This window comes from Microvirga yunnanensis, from assembly GCF_025460875.1.
In genome coordinates this window covers 88168-102313 of the sequence record NZ_JAMXFI010000017.1, presented here as the reverse complement: position 1 = coordinate 102313, position 14146 = coordinate 88168, and the positions used below count along the sequence as shown (strand labels likewise).

General features: G+C 66.3%; 16 protein-coding genes and 2 pseudogenes. 12 read left to right on the top strand and 6 right to left on the bottom strand.

The window, feature by feature from the left end; translation table 11 throughout:
* The 11 genes and pseudogenes from NF876_RS11360 to NF876_RS11315 all read left to right on the top strand — a co-directional run.
* Positions 1-253, top strand: a 253-nt coding sequence (locus tag NF876_RS11360; RefSeq protein WP_262268904.1) for an Hsp20 family protein, incomplete at its 5' end; no start/stop codon positions are given.
* 90 nt (positions 254-343) lie between these two features.
* Positions 344-819, top strand: a pseudogene (locus NF876_RS11355) (Hsp20/alpha crystallin family protein).
* 75 nt (positions 820-894) lie between these two features.
* Positions 895-1203 (top strand): hypothetical protein, encoded by a 309-nt coding sequence (locus NF876_RS11350; RefSeq protein WP_315975027.1) that lies wholly within the window; start codon positions 895-897, stop codon positions 1201-1203.
* A 14-nt stretch (positions 1204-1217) separates the two neighbouring features.
* On the top strand, positions 1218-1544 hold the full coding sequence (locus NF876_RS11345) for a hypothetical protein (RefSeq protein WP_262268903.1): 327 nt from the start codon (positions 1218-1220) through the stop codon (positions 1542-1544).
* Positions 1545-2224: 680 nt separating this feature from the next.
* Positions 2225-3127, top strand: a pseudogene (locus tag NF876_RS11340) (saccharopine dehydrogenase C-terminal domain-containing protein); the annotation flags it as partial.
* A gap of 488 nt (positions 3128-3615) precedes the next feature.
* Positions 3616-4173, top strand: a complete 558-nt coding sequence (locus tag NF876_RS11335) for a GreA/GreB family elongation factor (protein ID WP_262268902.1) — start codon at positions 3616-3618, stop codon at positions 4171-4173.
* A gap of 75 nt (positions 4174-4248) precedes the next feature.
* Positions 4249-4527: a GreA/GreB family elongation factor gene (locus NF876_RS11330; RefSeq protein WP_315975026.1), complete on the top strand. Its 279-nt coding sequence runs from the start codon at positions 4249-4251 to the stop codon at positions 4525-4527.
* On the top strand, positions 4479-4664 hold the full coding sequence (locus NF876_RS43150) for a GreA/GreB family elongation factor (protein WP_315975025.1): 186 nt from the start codon (positions 4479-4481) through the stop codon (positions 4662-4664). Before NF876_RS11330 ends, NF876_RS43150 begins: the two co-directional genes overlap by 49 nt.
* Before the next feature lie 57 nt (positions 4665-4721).
* Positions 4722-4895 carry a hypothetical protein gene (locus NF876_RS11325; protein ID WP_262268901.1) on the top strand — a complete coding sequence of 58 codons (174 nt, stop codon included), beginning with the start codon at positions 4722-4724 and terminating at the stop codon, positions 4893-4895.
* A gap of 80 nt (positions 4896-4975) precedes the next feature.
* Positions 4976-5833, top strand: a complete 858-nt coding sequence (locus NF876_RS11320; RefSeq protein WP_262268900.1) for a universal stress protein — start codon at positions 4976-4978, stop codon at positions 5831-5833.
* A 313-nt stretch (positions 5834-6146) separates the two neighbouring features.
* A complete protein-coding gene (locus NF876_RS11315; RefSeq protein ID WP_262268899.1) occupies positions 6147-6389 on the top strand; it encodes a helix-turn-helix transcriptional regulator in 243 nt (80 codons plus the stop codon).
* Between the two features lie 27 nt (positions 6390-6416).
* Here the strand turns inward: NF876_RS11315 and mnhG are convergent, their stop codons facing one another.
* Genes mnhG through NF876_RS11285 form a run of 6 tightly spaced genes read right to left on the bottom strand, consistent with a single transcriptional unit; the run spans position 6417 to position 12459 of the window.
* Complete coding sequence (gene mnhG, locus NF876_RS11310; RefSeq protein ID WP_262268898.1) at positions 6417-6788, bottom strand: monovalent cation/H(+) antiporter subunit G; 372 nt, start codon at positions 6786-6788, stop codon at positions 6417-6419.
* Positions 6785-7069: a K+/H+ antiporter subunit F gene (locus tag NF876_RS11305; RefSeq protein ID WP_262268897.1), complete on the bottom strand. Its 285-nt coding sequence runs from the start codon at positions 7067-7069 to the stop codon at positions 6785-6787. Before NF876_RS11305 ends, mnhG begins: the two co-directional genes overlap by 4 nt.
* Positions 7066-7554, bottom strand: coding sequence for a Na+/H+ antiporter subunit E (locus tag NF876_RS11300; protein WP_262268896.1), 489 nt, complete (start codon positions 7552-7554; stop codon positions 7066-7068). Before NF876_RS11300 ends, NF876_RS11305 begins: the two co-directional genes overlap by 4 nt.
* Positions 7551-9182: a monovalent cation/H+ antiporter subunit D gene (locus tag NF876_RS11295; protein ID WP_262268895.1), complete on the bottom strand. Its 1632-nt coding sequence runs from the start codon at positions 9180-9182 to the stop codon at positions 7551-7553. Before NF876_RS11295 ends, NF876_RS11300 begins: the two co-directional genes overlap by 4 nt.
* Positions 9179-9523 carry a Na+/H+ antiporter subunit C gene (locus NF876_RS11290; protein WP_262268909.1) on the bottom strand — a complete coding sequence of 115 codons (345 nt, stop codon included), beginning with the start codon at positions 9521-9523 and terminating at the stop codon, positions 9179-9181. The genes NF876_RS11295 and NF876_RS11290 overlap by 4 nt, the downstream gene beginning before the upstream one ends.
* Entirely contained in the window at positions 9523-12459 is a 2937-nt protein-coding gene (locus NF876_RS11285) for a monovalent cation/H+ antiporter subunit A (RefSeq protein WP_262268894.1), read from the bottom strand. The genes NF876_RS11290 and NF876_RS11285 overlap by 1 nt, the downstream gene beginning before the upstream one ends.
* 271 nt (positions 12460-12730) lie before the next feature.
* Between NF876_RS11285 and NF876_RS11280 the strand changes: the two genes are divergently transcribed.
* Positions 12731-14086 (top strand): PQQ-dependent sugar dehydrogenase, encoded by a 1356-nt coding sequence (locus tag NF876_RS11280; RefSeq protein ID WP_262268893.1) that lies wholly within the window; start codon positions 12731-12733, stop codon positions 14084-14086.
* Positions 14087-14146 lie beyond the last annotated feature (60 nt).

Sequence of the window (14146 nt, the reverse complement as noted above, 5' to 3'; positions counted from 1 at the left end):
CGTGCTGCTGGTGGCAGGTCACAAGCATCCGGAGCAGGAGAACGGACAGTTCCTGCACCGCGGCATCGCCACGCGTGCCTTCAAGCAGAGCTTCAGCCTCGCCGACTACGTGAAGGTCCGGGAGGCGCAACTCGAAAACGGCCTGCTGACAATCGATCTGGTGCGTGAGGTGCCGGAGGAGATGAAGCCCCGTCGCATCGAGATTGCCACCGGGGGTGGCCCCAAGACCATCGAGCACGACAAGGCCGCCTAGGAGCTGGATCAGGGGTGAGGTCGATGCTGGTCAAGATCGGCGCCGATCTCACCCGCTTGGCTGAACTGATGAGACAAGGAGGATGCCACCATGACCATGCGCGATCTCATTCCCTGGGGTCGCAACCAGCAGACGACCCCGAGCCGCTACCGCGAGGACAGCGATCCCTTCATGACCCTGCATCGCGAGATGAACCGGCTCTTCGACGACGTGTTCCGCGGCTTCGACATAACCCCGCTCGGCTCTATTGGCAGTACGGGCCGCACCATGGGTTGGCCGAGCTGCCCGGCATGAACGAGAAGGATGTCGAGGTCCTGATGGGCGACGGCGCCCTCACCATCCGGGGCGAGAAGAAATCCGAGGTTGAGGATAAGGAGCGGGCCTTCAGCGAGCGCTACTACGGCCGCTTCGAACGCCGCATCCCACTGGGCCAGGACGTCGACGAGGACAAGGTCGGGGCTACCTTCAAGAACGGCGTCCTGACCGTCACGATACCCAAGACGGCCCAAACCGCCTCGCAGATGAAGCGCATCGCTATCAACAGAGGTGACGCGACCACGCATTAGCCACATGACCGCTGGGCCTGGGTGGGCCGGTTGGCCGCCTGGGCCTAGCCCTCTGCTCAAGAGAGGAAGGATCCTATGGACCCGGTGACTGTTGACCTGCCGCCCACCCGTAACCTATCAGCATCGTCCCTTGCCGTGAAAGCCCACGAGCGCGACGCTGTGCTCGAAGCAGAGCTTCTTGCGTTCGGCGACCCGCAGGAGGTTCTGGCCTATCCTGCCCTCGGCACCAGCGACAAGCGCGCAATCCTCGCCGGCTGGGCCTCGGATGCTTGCGCCGTGGCGAACCTGCCGCACTGGCGCAGGCTGCCCGGGACCGGTGCTCTCGTGCCGCTAGACAACATCCTCGACGCCCTGCAGGCGCTCGATGGCGATGCGCTCCACTAAGCGGGGAGGGTGCCATGATCCCATTCAATCCGCGAGACTGGCCCCGCCTGCCGGACTGGCTCGACCCTCATCAGGGCCGCCGCAGGCCACGGGAGATCAACCGGGAAGCGCTGGAACGCTGCTGCATGGCGCTGGCGTTCTGCCTGTGCTTCGCCTCCCTCGCGCCGGTACACCTGATCCCGTTCGCGTTCGCCGGTTTGCTGTTCCTGGCCGGGATCGCCTCGCTTAGCCTGGCGGTCCTGCGCGGGGATCAGCCGCTGGCATCGCACCTGACCGCCTGGGACGAGGCGGCGCTGCTGTTCACGGTAAGCCTTGGCCTGCGCCTGTGGCTTGGGCCATAGCCGGCCAACTGACACTCCAACCCGTCATTGATCGACTTGCATCTGGAGGAGTGTAATGGAGCAGCAGACGATCAGGATCAGACAGACCCAATCACCACCGCCATTCCTGACCCAAGGTCACTATCGGGGCCTGGGAGACTCGCTGATCACGTCCGCATCAGGCCGAAGATGCAGGGGTCTGGACCCCGCTCCTCCACATCGCGAGACAGGTGCCGCACGCGACGAGTATGAGGAATATCACCTGGACGGGCGGCATGCGCATCGGGTTCCTCCAGTTGGCTGTCTTAAGGCCAAGCCTGAGCCCGGGCCCCCCAAGATCGCCGCCATTGCTCTCCTGGGTTCAGCCATACCGGGGCTGGGCGAGAAACGCCTTCGCTTCGGAATAGCCAAGCATCAATGGTAGTTGACAGGGCCGGCCATGGTGCCGGTCGAGGGATCACACCCCGTCTGTCATTAGCCTTGGCATGGTTTCCGGCCCTGCGGGCGTTATTGTTGGGTGGAGTGCATTGCACGTTTCGCGGTCAGCCTCCGATGTGGGTCGACAAGGTGACTTCAGTGCGTCTCGCAGCCTTCCTGATAGCCTGCGCGGCACTGCTCCCCGAGGGTGCCGAAGCCGCTCGGCTCCATTGCACCACGCTCTCGCATGTCAGGTCCAATGCTGAAGGAAGAATCGAGGAGGCATCGCCAGGGACACGGGCCTCGATCACGAGGAGCCGAAGTCCCGCGAGGAATGGGCGCGCCTCATGCAGCGCGTGGGCGTGAAGGGCATCCACATCGCCGAGCGCGACACACAGCGAGCCGAGCATCCCAAGCCCATGAACGTGTTCGTGAATACCTGGTCCGTGGAGGGCTTCCTGTCGGAAGGCTTGCAGCCGGCCGAACTCGGCTGGGGCACGCACGAGAAATGGATGCACGAGAACGCTCGCACCCATGACAAGGGCTGCGGCGCCGCGATCTATCTGCTCCAGCCCGGTGCCAACACGCGGGTGCGCTCCTGGTGTCCCACGCCCGGTCCGCAATACGGCTTCCTGGTCACGCACAACGAGGCGATCTCGATCGCGGATTTCTTCACCGTGAGCGAGGGCGATGAGGTCGCCTACCGCCCGACCTGCCACTACGCCTATCACCCGGCCAACGACGCGGTGCTCTCCCTGCACGAGATGTTCGGCAATGCCGGGCAGTTCCAGGAGAGGCATCACATCCTCACCGAGGATGAGATCGTCGACGGCATCGACGAACTCGGCGTGCTGCTCTACGGCCATGGCAGGAACGCGTACTGGTACGGCTCGCAGCTCTCCATCGAGGAGACGCGCAAGCTCGTGCCCTACCAGAACGCCACAGGTCTCCAGGTGACCTCCGCCGTCTTGGCCGGCATGGTCTGGGCGCTGGAGAATCCGAACGCGGGCATCGTGGAGGCCGACGACATCGACTTCCGCCGCTGCCTCGAGGTGCAGATGCCCTACCTTGGATCGGTCGTCGGCGTCTACACGGACTGGACCCCGCTCAGCAACCGCCCCGGCTTCTTCCCGGAAGACATCGATGCCTCAGACCCGTGGCAGTTCCGGAACGTCCTCGTCTCCTAGCGGGCACCCACGTCAGCGTCGAAGGCATGATCCGGCCCATGTCCATGTCGGATCATGCCGGAATGGGTGCGGGGCACCCGCTAGGCCATGTCAGGGCATGCCGATCACCATGCAGGCGTGGCGAAATCCCGCAAACTTGCATGTAAACCCTAAAATCCATCCAAGGAAAATCTTCAAATACTTATCGATCGGGCAAGGTAAAGGCTTCGGGTTATTCCACATTCGCCGCAGTTCTTGACTATCATCTTTTGATGCTTACATTTGTATTGTCATGATTACTTCGCATCATATCCTCATCCTCCGCGGAGGCCGCCTGCTGGCAGGCCGCTGAACCCCGAACCCGGGCGAGCGCCTCGCGCCGCCGTCGTTCGGGGTCATAACACATCGCACACAGTCGAATTCAGCAAGCCCGATCCCGGGTGAGCGCGGGCGTTCGCCTCGAGGCAACGCGTCCGCGCGTCCGGGTCGATGCCGCAAAGGAGGATTCCATGTACGGAACCATGAATCTGCCGCCGGTCACCGTCGCAACGCACGACTACAATCGCCTCATGTCCGTCGCGGCTTTGGACAACAACCGGCGCAAGCCGCATCGCGAGTTCCTGATGTCCGAGCTGCGGCGGGCGTCGCTCTGCCATCCCGACGCGCTGCCCGAGGACGTGGTCTCGACCACCGCGAAAGTCACGTACCGCCTGAACGGCGGCGGAGCGCCGAGGGCGCACGTCCTGGTGTATCCGGAGGATCTGCACTGGCCGGGAGCGGAACTGTCCGTGCTGACCCCCCTGGGGATCGCCCTGCTCGGCCTGCGCGTGGGCGACCGCATGCCGTTCCGGACTGGCCAGGATGGGGCATGGCACGAGGTCGTGGTCGAGGATGTCCAGTTCATGCTTGTGCCGGATGAACCCGAAGCCGCCCGCCGTTCACCCGATCGATCGGGCCTCGGGGACGGCAACTCGCGGGACGATCTCGACCGCCGGCTCGACGAGGCCCTGATGGAGACCTTCCCGGCCAGTGACCCGGTGTCGGTGGTGATCTGCGGACGGTCCTGACACGAAGAACCAGAATGCTCGCTACCTTCGCATGATGGGCACATGGCAAGGCGCGGCTACACATCGGAGAAGCTAATGAAACAGGTAACCTTTCCTCCCATCACGATCACCACGGTCGATTACGACCGGCTGGCCTGGATTGCGACCGCCGGCGTCAATGGCCAACGCTACACCGTGGCCGAGATGCTAGCGGACGAGCTCGATCGTGCGACGGTCGCGGCACCCGGCGCCATCCGTCCGGACATCGTGACCATGCACTCGGAGGTCGAGTACGAGGACGAGGTCACGGGCGACGTGCCACCCTGGTGTATCCGGGTGAGGAGGATCTGGATGCCGGACGGATCTCGGTCCTGACACCGGTCGGTGCGGCCCTGATCGGCCTCTCCGAGGGACAGTCGATGGAATGGCTGGGGCCGACCGGCGGACGGCGCAAGGTGACGGTGCAACGGGTGCGTTTCCAGCCCGAGCGCATGGCCGGCCTGAGCACCTGAACCCACACCGAAAACACGCCGCAGGGGCTCGCCCCGCAGCGGCCAGGGAGAAGAAGCATGAAAACCGCAGACAAGATCACGGTCATCGACAAGGTTCCGGTGACCAGGGAGCCGCGTAACCGCCAACGGCCGACTAAGGCAAAGGCATTCGTGGTTCCGGAATGGGTGCCGCAACCCAGCCCGATGACGCGCGAGGAGATCCGGAAGCAAGTGATCGACCAGATCGGGTAGCGGCGTCTCCCCTGCCGCTGCTACCCTGCAACGGACATTCGCGACCGCTCCGAGCCCTCGAAACGACAGGAGACGAACCCATGCACATTCTGGCAGCGACGGACTTCTCGACCCGCTCGCAGCGGGCCGTGCGGCGGGCCGGCCTGCTGGCGCGGGACACCGGGGCCGAGCTCACCCTCGTGCACGTCGTCGACGACGACCAGCCGCCGGAGCTGGTTGCGCTCGAAACGCGCGAGTCCGAACGGATCCTCGGCGAGCAGATCGGTGCGGTGGCCGAACTGCGCGGGTTGCCGTCGCGGGCCCTCGTGGTCGCGGGCGACCCGTTCGACGGCATCCTGCGCGCTGCCGCGTCGACGGGTGCGGACCTCGTCGTGATGGGAGCCCACCGCAAGCAGCTCCTGCGCGACATCCTGGTCGGAACGACCATCGAGCGCGTGATCCGCACGGGACCGCATCCGGTGCTGATGGTGAACGGGGAGGTGGACCGACCCTACCGGACGGCCCTGGCCCCGGTCGACCTGTCGGAGCCATCCGTGAACGCCATCAGGACCGGCATGGCCCTGGGATTGCCAGGCGGCAATCAGCTTGCGCTCGTTCATGCCTTCCAGCCGCTGGCGAAAGGAATGATGCTTTATTCCGGACTGGACCGCGACACCATCGACGGGCACGTGGCCGACGAGCGTGTTCGGGCCACCAGGGAGCTGATCGCGTTCCTGAAGGCGAATGGTCTCGATGATCATGGCCAACCGGTGCGCGTGGTGGAGGAGGGCGCCCCGTTCGAGGTGATCTCCACGGCCGTGAAGCAGGTGAAGCCCGATGTCCTGATCATCGGGACGCACGGCCGCTCGGGGATCGCCAAGGCGTTCCTGGGAAGCGTGACCGAGGAGGTCCTGCGGTCCCTCGACATCGACATCCTTGCCGTTCCGCCGACCCGGTAAGGCCGCAGGGTCTCCGCCGGGGATCCTCGCGGCGGCCTCAGGATCCGTCCGGCACACGGACGGGGCCGCTTCACCATCGGCAATCAAGCGGGAAGTGAGGCTTCCCCGAACTGACGAGCTTCGCCTCGCATGCTTGGCCCGTTCCGGTCACGTGCAGGGAGGAGGTGCCTTCACGGGTGTCCAAATCCGCCGTTCGTCAGTCACCGCCTGGAACGATGCCCCGTTCCGCTTGGCCGATCCTCTTGTGCCCCGCGTGTTACGGCCTAGATCCGACCATAATGGGCAACTTCATGCCCGAACCAGAACATCCCGAATGCCGCCACTCACTCCCGAGCAGTGCCGTGCCGCCCGTGGCCTCCTGGACTGGACGCAGGAGGAACTCGCCGCACGGGCGGACGTCTCGCGCAGCACCATCCGCGACTTCGAGAACGGGCGCCATAGCCTGCATCTGGGGACGGAGGCCCAGGTCGTGGCGGCGCTGGAACGGGGCGGGGCGCTTCTGATCCCGTCTGACGAGGCCGGTCCGGGAGTGCGGCTCCGGAAGCCCGTGGCCTAGGATGCGCACGCTGCGTGCCGCTGGGTTCTATCCTGGAGGGTTCAGGTCCTCCACCGCTTCGGCTGGCGGAACGTCCCTGCTGCCTTCGGTGCGGTCGCGGTAGAGTGCCGCCCGGACGAGCAGCATCAGGGTCACCGGCGTGGTCAGGGTGACGAACACGGCGATCAGGATCTCGTGGACCACGGGCCGCGCCTCGGCCACGCTGAAGAACAGGGCCGATCCGGCCAGGATGCTGGCCATGCCCAGCGTCGTGCCGAGCGTGGGTGCATGGACGCGGGCATAGAAGGTGCGGAGGCGCAGGAGACCAATCGATCCGATCAGGGTGACGGCCGCGCCGAGCAAGACCAGGACGGCCGTCAGCAGGGCCGCCCAGGCGGGAAGTCCTTCTGACATCGTCATTCGATCACCTCGCCGCGCATAAGGAACTTGGCGAGTGCCACGGTGGAGACGAATCCGAGCAGCCCGATGACCAGCGCCGCCTCGAAGTACAGGGTGCTGCCCGTTCGCATCCCGAACGTCACCAGCATCAGCATCGCGGTCACGTAGAGGGTATCGAGCCCGAGGATCCGGTCCTGCGCCCGTGGACCCGTGACGACGCGGAAGGTGGCGCAGCACATCGCCAGGCCGAGCAGGATCTGGGCAACGGTGATGGCCCATCCGAGGATGAGGAGAGCGCTCATTCGAAGATCTCCATCAGCAGTCGCTCGTAGCGGCCCTTGATCGTCCGGATCCACACCGTCTCGTCCACCAGGTCCAGCACGTGCAGCAACAGGGTGCACTTGGCGGCATCGTAGTTCACCCAGATCGTGCCGGGCGTCGAGGTGATGATGATGGACAGCACCGCAAGTCCCTGGCGGCTTCGCATGTCGAGCGGGATGGTCATGAAGCCGGCGTTCACGCCCGGCTCCCTGGAGCGCACGATGATCCGCCCGACCGCGAGGTTGGAGCGCAGGATGTCGACCAGCACCATGCCCGCAAGGCGCAGGGCTGCCCCGGGGCGGCGGATGCGGGGCCTCTCGGGCCGCAGGGCCGCCATGGCCCATGACGCGAGGACGGCGATCACGCTTCCCAGGACGAGGTGGCCGACCGAGACGGACTGGTTGAGCAGCAGCCACAGCACGAGCAGGGCCAGCGAGAGCAGCGGGTAGGGCAGGATCCCGCTCATGGGCTTGCCCCTCCTCCATTGGCGGATCCGACTCTCGGCGCACCCAGCACGCCCGTGACGTAGTCCTGCGGGGCCTGAAGAGCCTGTGCCGTCGCTTCCATGTAGCGCATGGCCGGGCCGCCGCCGACGGTCAGGCCGAGGCAGAGCAGCAACAGGCACAGCACCGGGGCCATCTCGATGACACGCACCCGCGGAACGCTGTCATCCAGGCGAGCCCAGAAGGAGCTGATCCCGCTCCGGGTCATGGCGATCAGGGTCGCCAGGCCCGACAGCACCAGAAGACCGATCACTGTCCAGGCCTCGGCCTGGACGGTGGCGCCGTCGGCCTTCAGCATCGCGGCCATCATGCCGAACTTGCCGATGAAGCCGGACAGCGGCGGAAGGCCTGCCAGGAGGAGGGCACAGGCGACGAAGCTGCCGCCCAGGAGGGCCACGGTCGCCGGGATGGCCACGCCGATCTCCTCGGCGGGATCGTCATCGCCTTCGCCATAGGCTTCCATCGTGACGGCCAGCACGTCGGCGCCGGGATCGCGCATGCGTTCGACCAACTCGACGAGCAGGAAGAGGGCGGCGAGGCCCAAGGTGGAGCTGACGAGATAGAACAGGGCCGAGCCGATCGCCGCGCCGCCTCCTGTACCGATGGCGGCGATCACCGTTCCGGAGGAGACGAGGACGCTGCATCCGGCGAGCCGCGACAGGGATTGCGAGGCAAGCACGCCGACCGTGCCGAACACGATGGTCAGCATGCCTCCGAGCAGCAGCCACTCGCCACCAAACCCGGCGAGGGGGCCTGCCTCGGGGCCGAACACCAGCGTCCACAGGCGCAGGATGACGTAGACGCCGAGCTTGCTCATGACGGCGAAGATGGCGGCGGCCGGGGCGGAGGCGGCCGCGTATGCCGTCGGGAGCCAGAAGTTGAGCGGCCACGCGCCTGCCTTCATCAGGAAGGCGGTGCCGAGGATCGCCGCCGCGGCCGCGAACAGCGCCGCATTGCCTGGCGCAAGGGCCGGGATGCGGCGGGCGAGATCGGCCATGTTGAGGGTGCCGGTGATGCCGTAGGCCAGGCTGGCGCCGATCAGGAACAGCAGGGATGCGACCAGGTTGATGGCAATGTAGGCGAGGCCTGCCCTGACCCGGGCGGTGCCATCCCCGTGCAGGACGAGGCCGTAGGAGGCGGTGAGCAGAACCTCGAAGAACACGAAGAGGTTGAAGAGGTCACCGGTTAGGAAGGCGCCGTTGAGCCCCATGAGCTGGAGCTGGAAGAGCGTGTGAAAGCGCGGCCCGGCGCGATGCCAGCGGGCGAGCGAATACAGCAGCGACGCGATGCCGAGCACGCTCGTCAGCACTAGCATGACAGCGGAGAGGCGATCCAGCACCAGCACGATGCCGAACGGCGCCGGCCAGTTGCCGAGCTGGTAGACCCACACGGCCGAGCCAGTCCTCCCTGCGGACGGCGTATCGGCAATTCCGAGCAACACGATCGAGACAGCCAGCAGCGCAACCGTCGTCGCAAGCCCGATCACACCCTTGAGGGTGCGGCGGCGCTCGTTGAGGAGCAGCATCACGGCCGCGGAGACGAGGGGCAGCAGGATCGGCACGATGATCAGGTGATCGAGGAGGCCGCTCACTGCACATCCTCCCGACCGTCCACGTGGTCCGTGCCCGTGAGCCCCCGCGAGGCCAGCAGGACGACGAGGAACAGGGCCGTCGTCGCGAAGCTGATGACGATGGCAGTGAGGACCAGTGCCTGGGGCAGCGGGTCGGCGTAGAGCGTCGGGTCGACGGCCTCGGGGTTCTCCAGGACAGGCGGCGCCCCGACCCGCAGGCGGCTCATGGCAAAGATGAACAGGCTCACGGCATAGGAGAGCAGGGACAGGCCGATGATGACCTGGAAGGTGCGCGGGCGCAGCAGAAGCCACACCCCCGAGGCGGTCAGGATGCCGACCGCGAGCGCGAAGACGAGCTCCATCATGCGTTCTCCTTCGTCAGGGCAGGCCTCTCGGCGGGGAGTGGCGGTCGGGTGGCGCGTGGGGTTCGGACCGATTGGTGCGCCAGGGCGACCAGGATGAGCACGGTGGAGCCCACCACGACCGCAAAGACGCCGAGGTCGAACAGCAGTGCGGTGGCGGCCGGCACCTTGCCGATGGTGGGAAGCTCGAGGTACCGGAAGTAGGAGGTCAGGAACGGATGGCCGAAGAGCCAGGCACCCACGCCCGTGAAGACGGCGCAGAGCAGGCCGAGGCCGATCCAACTGATGGGAAGGATTCGCAGCCGCGCCTCGATCCAGCGCGTTCCGCCTGCCATGTACTGAAGGATGAGGGCGATCGACATCGTGACCCCGGCCGCGAAGCCTCCGCCCGGCAGGTCGTGGCCGCGCAGGAACAGATAGATCGCGACCATGATGATCACCGGGAACAGCCACTGCATGATGATCCCGGGAATGGTGAGATAATCGGCGAGGGTGTCGCCGACGGCGCGGGTTGCGCTGGCCCTGTCGTAGGCGTCCTGCACCCGCTGCTGCTCCGGTGCCTCGACGCTCTCCGGAGCGGGCCGGAAGCGCCGCAGGAGGGAGAAGACCGTGACCGCCACGACGGCGAGCACCACGATCTCGCCGAAGGTGTCGAAGCCGCGGAAGTCGACGAGGATGACGTTGACGATGTTGCGTCCGCCGCCGCCGGCATAGGCGTTCTCGACGAAGTAGCGCGAGACGGTGTCCGGCAGCGGCCGCGTGAGCATCGCATAGACGACCAGCGTCATGCCCGTTCCGGCCGCAACCGCCAACATCAGGTCCCGTGCCCGCCGCAATCTGGCCCGGACTCCCATCGAGAGTGCTTCGCCAGCGGCCTCGAACCGTTGCGGCAGCCAGCGCAGGCCGAGCAGGATCAACACGGTCGTGACGATCTCGACGAGAAGCTGGGTGATGGCGAGGTCGGGCGCCGAGAACCAGACGAAGGTGATGCAGGTGACCAGCCCGGCCCCACCCAACAGGACCATGGCCGCGAGGCGGTGGAACTTGGCCAGATAGGCAGCCCCGATGGCGCAGGCGCCGCCAACGATCCAGAGCAGGAGGAAGGCGGGGTCGAAGGCCGTGCCTGGGTGGGAGCCAGTCTCAAAGCCCTGGCGGTAGAGCGGCCAGAGGGCCGCGAGCACGGCGAACCCCACCAGCAGGCGCAATTGCGGCTGAAGCCGCTGGGTGCCGAAGACGCGCTCCAGGGACCGGGCCCACTTCCATGACAGGGTGACGAGCACCCGCTCGAAGATCCGCTGACCCTTGAGTCGACGCAGCAGGGGGGCGCCGTCGATGCCCTTCGCGAGGTATCCCTGCAACAGCCAGTACAGGATAACGCCGCCGGTGAGCGCGATCAGGCTCATGAGCAGAGGCTCGTTGAAGCCGTGCCACACGGCCAGGCTGTAGTAAGGGGTGTCAGGCCCCAGGACCGCACGTACTGCCGTGGCGAGGAACGGCTTGATGGTCATCGCCGGGAGGATGCCGACGAGCAGGCATGCCAGGACGAGGAACTCGACGGGAAACCGCATCCAGTGGGGTGGCTCGTGCGGCGTGCGCGGCAGGTCGACCGGCGGAGGGCCGAAGAAGACGCCGTGAATGAACCGCAGGGAATAGGCGACGCTGAAGGCGCTGAACAGCATGGCGAAGTAGGGCAGGGAGTGGTCGAGCAGCGAGTCGATGTGGAAGGCCGCCGCCTCGGCGAAGAACATCTCCTTGGACAGGAAGCCGTTGAGCAGGGGCACGCCGGCCATGGCGGCGGCCGCAACCATCGCCAGGGTGGCGGTGATCGGCATGAGCCGGAACAGGCCACTCAGACGCCTGATGTCGCGCGTGCCGGACTCGTGGTCGATGATGCCGGCCGCCATGAACAGCGACGCCTTGAAGGTCGCGTGATTGATGGTATGGAAGATGGCCGCGACGGTAGCAAGCGGGCTGCTGAGCCCGAGCAGGAGCGTGATGAGGCCAAGGTGGCTGATGGTGGAGTAAGCCAGCAGACCCTTCAGGTCCTGCTGGAAGATCGCTGCGTAGCTCCCGAGGAGCAGCGTGCATAGGCCCGCCGACACCACGATGTAGAACCACGCTTCCGTTCCGGACAGCACCGGCCAGAGCAGGGTGAGCAGGAACACGCCGGCCTTCACCATCGTGGCCGAGTGGAGATAGGCCGAGACCGGCGTCGGCGCGGCCATGGCGTGCGGCAGCCAGAAATGAAACGGGAACTGGGCGCTCTTGGTAAAGGCCCCGAGCAGGACCAGGATCAGGGTTGGCAGGTAGAGGCTGCTGGCGCGGACCTGGTTGCCGGACGCGAGCACCTTGTCCAGATCGTAGCTGCCGACGATGTGGCCGAGCAGAAGAACGCCGACGAGCAGGCACAGTCCGCCTGTGGCCGTGACCGTGAGCGCCATGCGGGCGCCGTCTCGGGCGCCCGCATTGTGATGCCAGTAGCCGATGAGCAGGAACGAGAAGAGGCTGGTCAGCTCCCAGAAGAAGACGAGCTGGATCAGGTTGCCCGAGAGCACGATGCCCAGCATGGCGCCCATGAAGGCAAGCAGGAACGCGAAGAAGCGCGGCACCGGATCGGACGGCGACATGTAGTAGCGCGCGTAGAGTGCCACCAGAAAGCCGATGCCGGTGACCAGCATGGTGAACAGCCAAGTGAAGCCATCCATGCGCAAGGTGAAGTCGAGGCCAAGCGTCGGGACCCATTCGATGCCGATGCGCAGAACGCCGCCGCGTCCGATGGCCGGAAACTGGATGGCGGTCAGGACGGTGCCGCAGAGGGCGATGGTCCCGGCCAGGAAGGCGGCGCCGTTGCGGGCATCCTTCCGCAGGAAGGTGGCAACGATGCTCCCGATGAAAGGAAGGGCGACGATGGCCAGGAGGGGCATGCCACTGGACATGGTTTGGGTGGTCTCCTTCCGGGGGGAGCGCGCGTGAAACTCCGAGACTGGGGGCGATATCGCCCAATATGGTTGACATGGGGGCCAGGATACAAGGGCTTGGCCCGCTCAAACTAACATCTGGGCCGCTCAAGGCCGAAGTCGACGGGCGTGCAGTCCCATTGGGCTTGCCCCAGGATCGCGCCGGAACGGGACGACGGGGCATGGGGAACCAAGTTGAATGGCGTCCGTTTGTCAGCACCGGGCCGGGGAGCTTTCTCGGGAGGCAGTGATGCGCGCCTCGACCATCCTGACAAGTCTTCCCTTGACATTCGTCTTGCTGACACCCGTGAACGCGCAGGAGATGCGGACCGGGGCCGATGCCTTCGGCACCTGGGAGAGGGACGCCCCCGGCGTCAGCCGGCACATCAGGCCCGCCGACCTACCGCCGCCGAGCCTCGATCAGAACGATCCCGAAGCACCGGATTTCGAGCGGCTGCCGAAGGTCGTCGATGCGCCGCAGGGCAGGATGCCGGCCGTGCCGCAGGGCTTCACGGTGCAGGTGGTCGCGAAGGACCTGAACAAACCGCGCGTCATCCGGATCGCCCCAAACGGCGACGTCTTCGTGGCCGAAAGCGGCAGCGGTCGCGTCGTGGTCTTCCCCGCCGAGGCGGCCAAGGGCGGGTCGGCGACACCCCAGGCCTTCGCCGAGAACCTGGATCGGCCCTTCGGCATCGCGTTCTATCCGCCAGCCGACCCCCGCTATGTCTACGTGGCGGCGGCCAACCAGGTCGTGCGCTTTCCGTACCGCGGCGGCGACCGCAAGGCGAGGGGCCCGGCCGAGGTCATCATCGCGGACATCCCCACCAAGCGGCATTGGACCCGCGACCTGGCAGTCTCGCGCGACGGCCAGCGCCTGTTCGTCTCCATCGGCTCGGCGTCCAACGTCGCCGCCGGGATGCCGAACAAGTCGCCCGAGGAGATCAAGGCGTTCGAGAGGACGCATGGGCTCGGTGCCGCCTGGGGCGAAGAGGAGAACCGCGCCGTGGTGCGCGTGTTCGACCCGGAAGGCGACGGCGTCCGCAACTTTGCGACCGGGCTGCGCAACTGCTCCGGCATGACCATTCAGCCCGGCACCGACACCCTGTGGTGCACAGGCAACGAGCGCGATCACATCGGCCCCAACCTGGTGCCTGACTTCCTGACCAGCGTGCGCGAAGGCGGGTTCTACGGCTGGCCCTGGTACTACACGGGTGGCAACGAGGACCCGGCGCACGCCGGCGAGCGCCCTGACCTCAAGGACAAGGTCCTCGTGCCCGACGTCCTGCTCCAGCCGCATTCGTCCACAATGCAGATAGTGTTCTACGACGCGGGCGCGTTCCCGGCCGAGTACCGCGGCGACGCCTTCGCGACCATGCGCGGATCGTGGAACCGGGAGGACAGGACCGGCTACAAGGTGGTGCGTGCCCGCATGAAGGACGGCAAGCCGACCGGCGTGTACGAGGACTTCATGACTGGGTTCGTGCTCGACAAGGACACGGTCTGGGGGCGGCCGACGGGTCTCGCGGTCGCGCCGGACGGCGCCCTGCTGGTCAGCGACGACGCCAATGGCACGATCTTCCGGGTGACGCACGGAGGATCCAGGTAGCCGACATGGCTCCAGCCAACGGTGGGTGTCGGCGAGGGGCCGGGCGACCAAGCCTGTTCG

Coding starts and splice junctions, on each gene's coding strand:
- NF876_RS11350 (WP_315975027.1), top strand. CDS start 895: ATGGACCCGGTGACTGTTGACCTGCCGCCCACCCGTAACCTATCAGCA.
- NF876_RS11345 (WP_262268903.1), top strand. CDS start 1,218: ATGATCCCATTCAATCCGCGAGACTGGCCCCGCCTGCCGGACTGGCTC.
- NF876_RS11335 (WP_262268902.1), top strand. CDS start 3,616: ATGTACGGAACCATGAATCTGCCGCCGGTCACCGTCGCAACGCACGAC.
- NF876_RS11330 (WP_315975026.1), top strand. CDS start 4,249: ATGAAACAGGTAACCTTTCCTCCCATCACGATCACCACGGTCGATTAC.
- NF876_RS11325 (WP_262268901.1), top strand. CDS start 4,722: ATGAAAACCGCAGACAAGATCACGGTCATCGACAAGGTTCCGGTGACC.
- NF876_RS11320 (WP_262268900.1), top strand. CDS start 4,976: ATGCACATTCTGGCAGCGACGGACTTCTCGACCCGCTCGCAGCGGGCC.
- NF876_RS11315 (WP_262268899.1), top strand. CDS start 6,147: ATGCCGCCACTCACTCCCGAGCAGTGCCGTGCCGCCCGTGGCCTCCTG.
- mnhG (WP_262268898.1), bottom strand. CDS start 6,788: ATGACGATGTCAGAAGGACTTCCCGCCTGGGCGGCCCTGCTGACGGCC.
- NF876_RS11305 (WP_262268897.1), bottom strand. CDS start 7,069: ATGAGCGCTCTCCTCATCCTCGGATGGGCCATCACCGTTGCCCAGATC.
- NF876_RS11300 (WP_262268896.1), bottom strand. CDS start 7,554: ATGAGCGGGATCCTGCCCTACCCGCTGCTCTCGCTGGCCCTGCTCGTG.
- NF876_RS11290 (WP_262268909.1), bottom strand. CDS start 9,523: ATGGAGCTCGTCTTCGCGCTCGCGGTCGGCATCCTGACCGCCTCGGGG.
- NF876_RS11285 (WP_262268894.1), bottom strand. CDS start 12,459: ATGTCCAGTGGCATGCCCCTCCTGGCCATCGTCGCCCTTCCTTTCATC.
- NF876_RS11280 (WP_262268893.1), top strand. CDS start 12,731: ATGCGCGCCTCGACCATCCTGACAAGTCTTCCCTTGACATTCGTCTTG.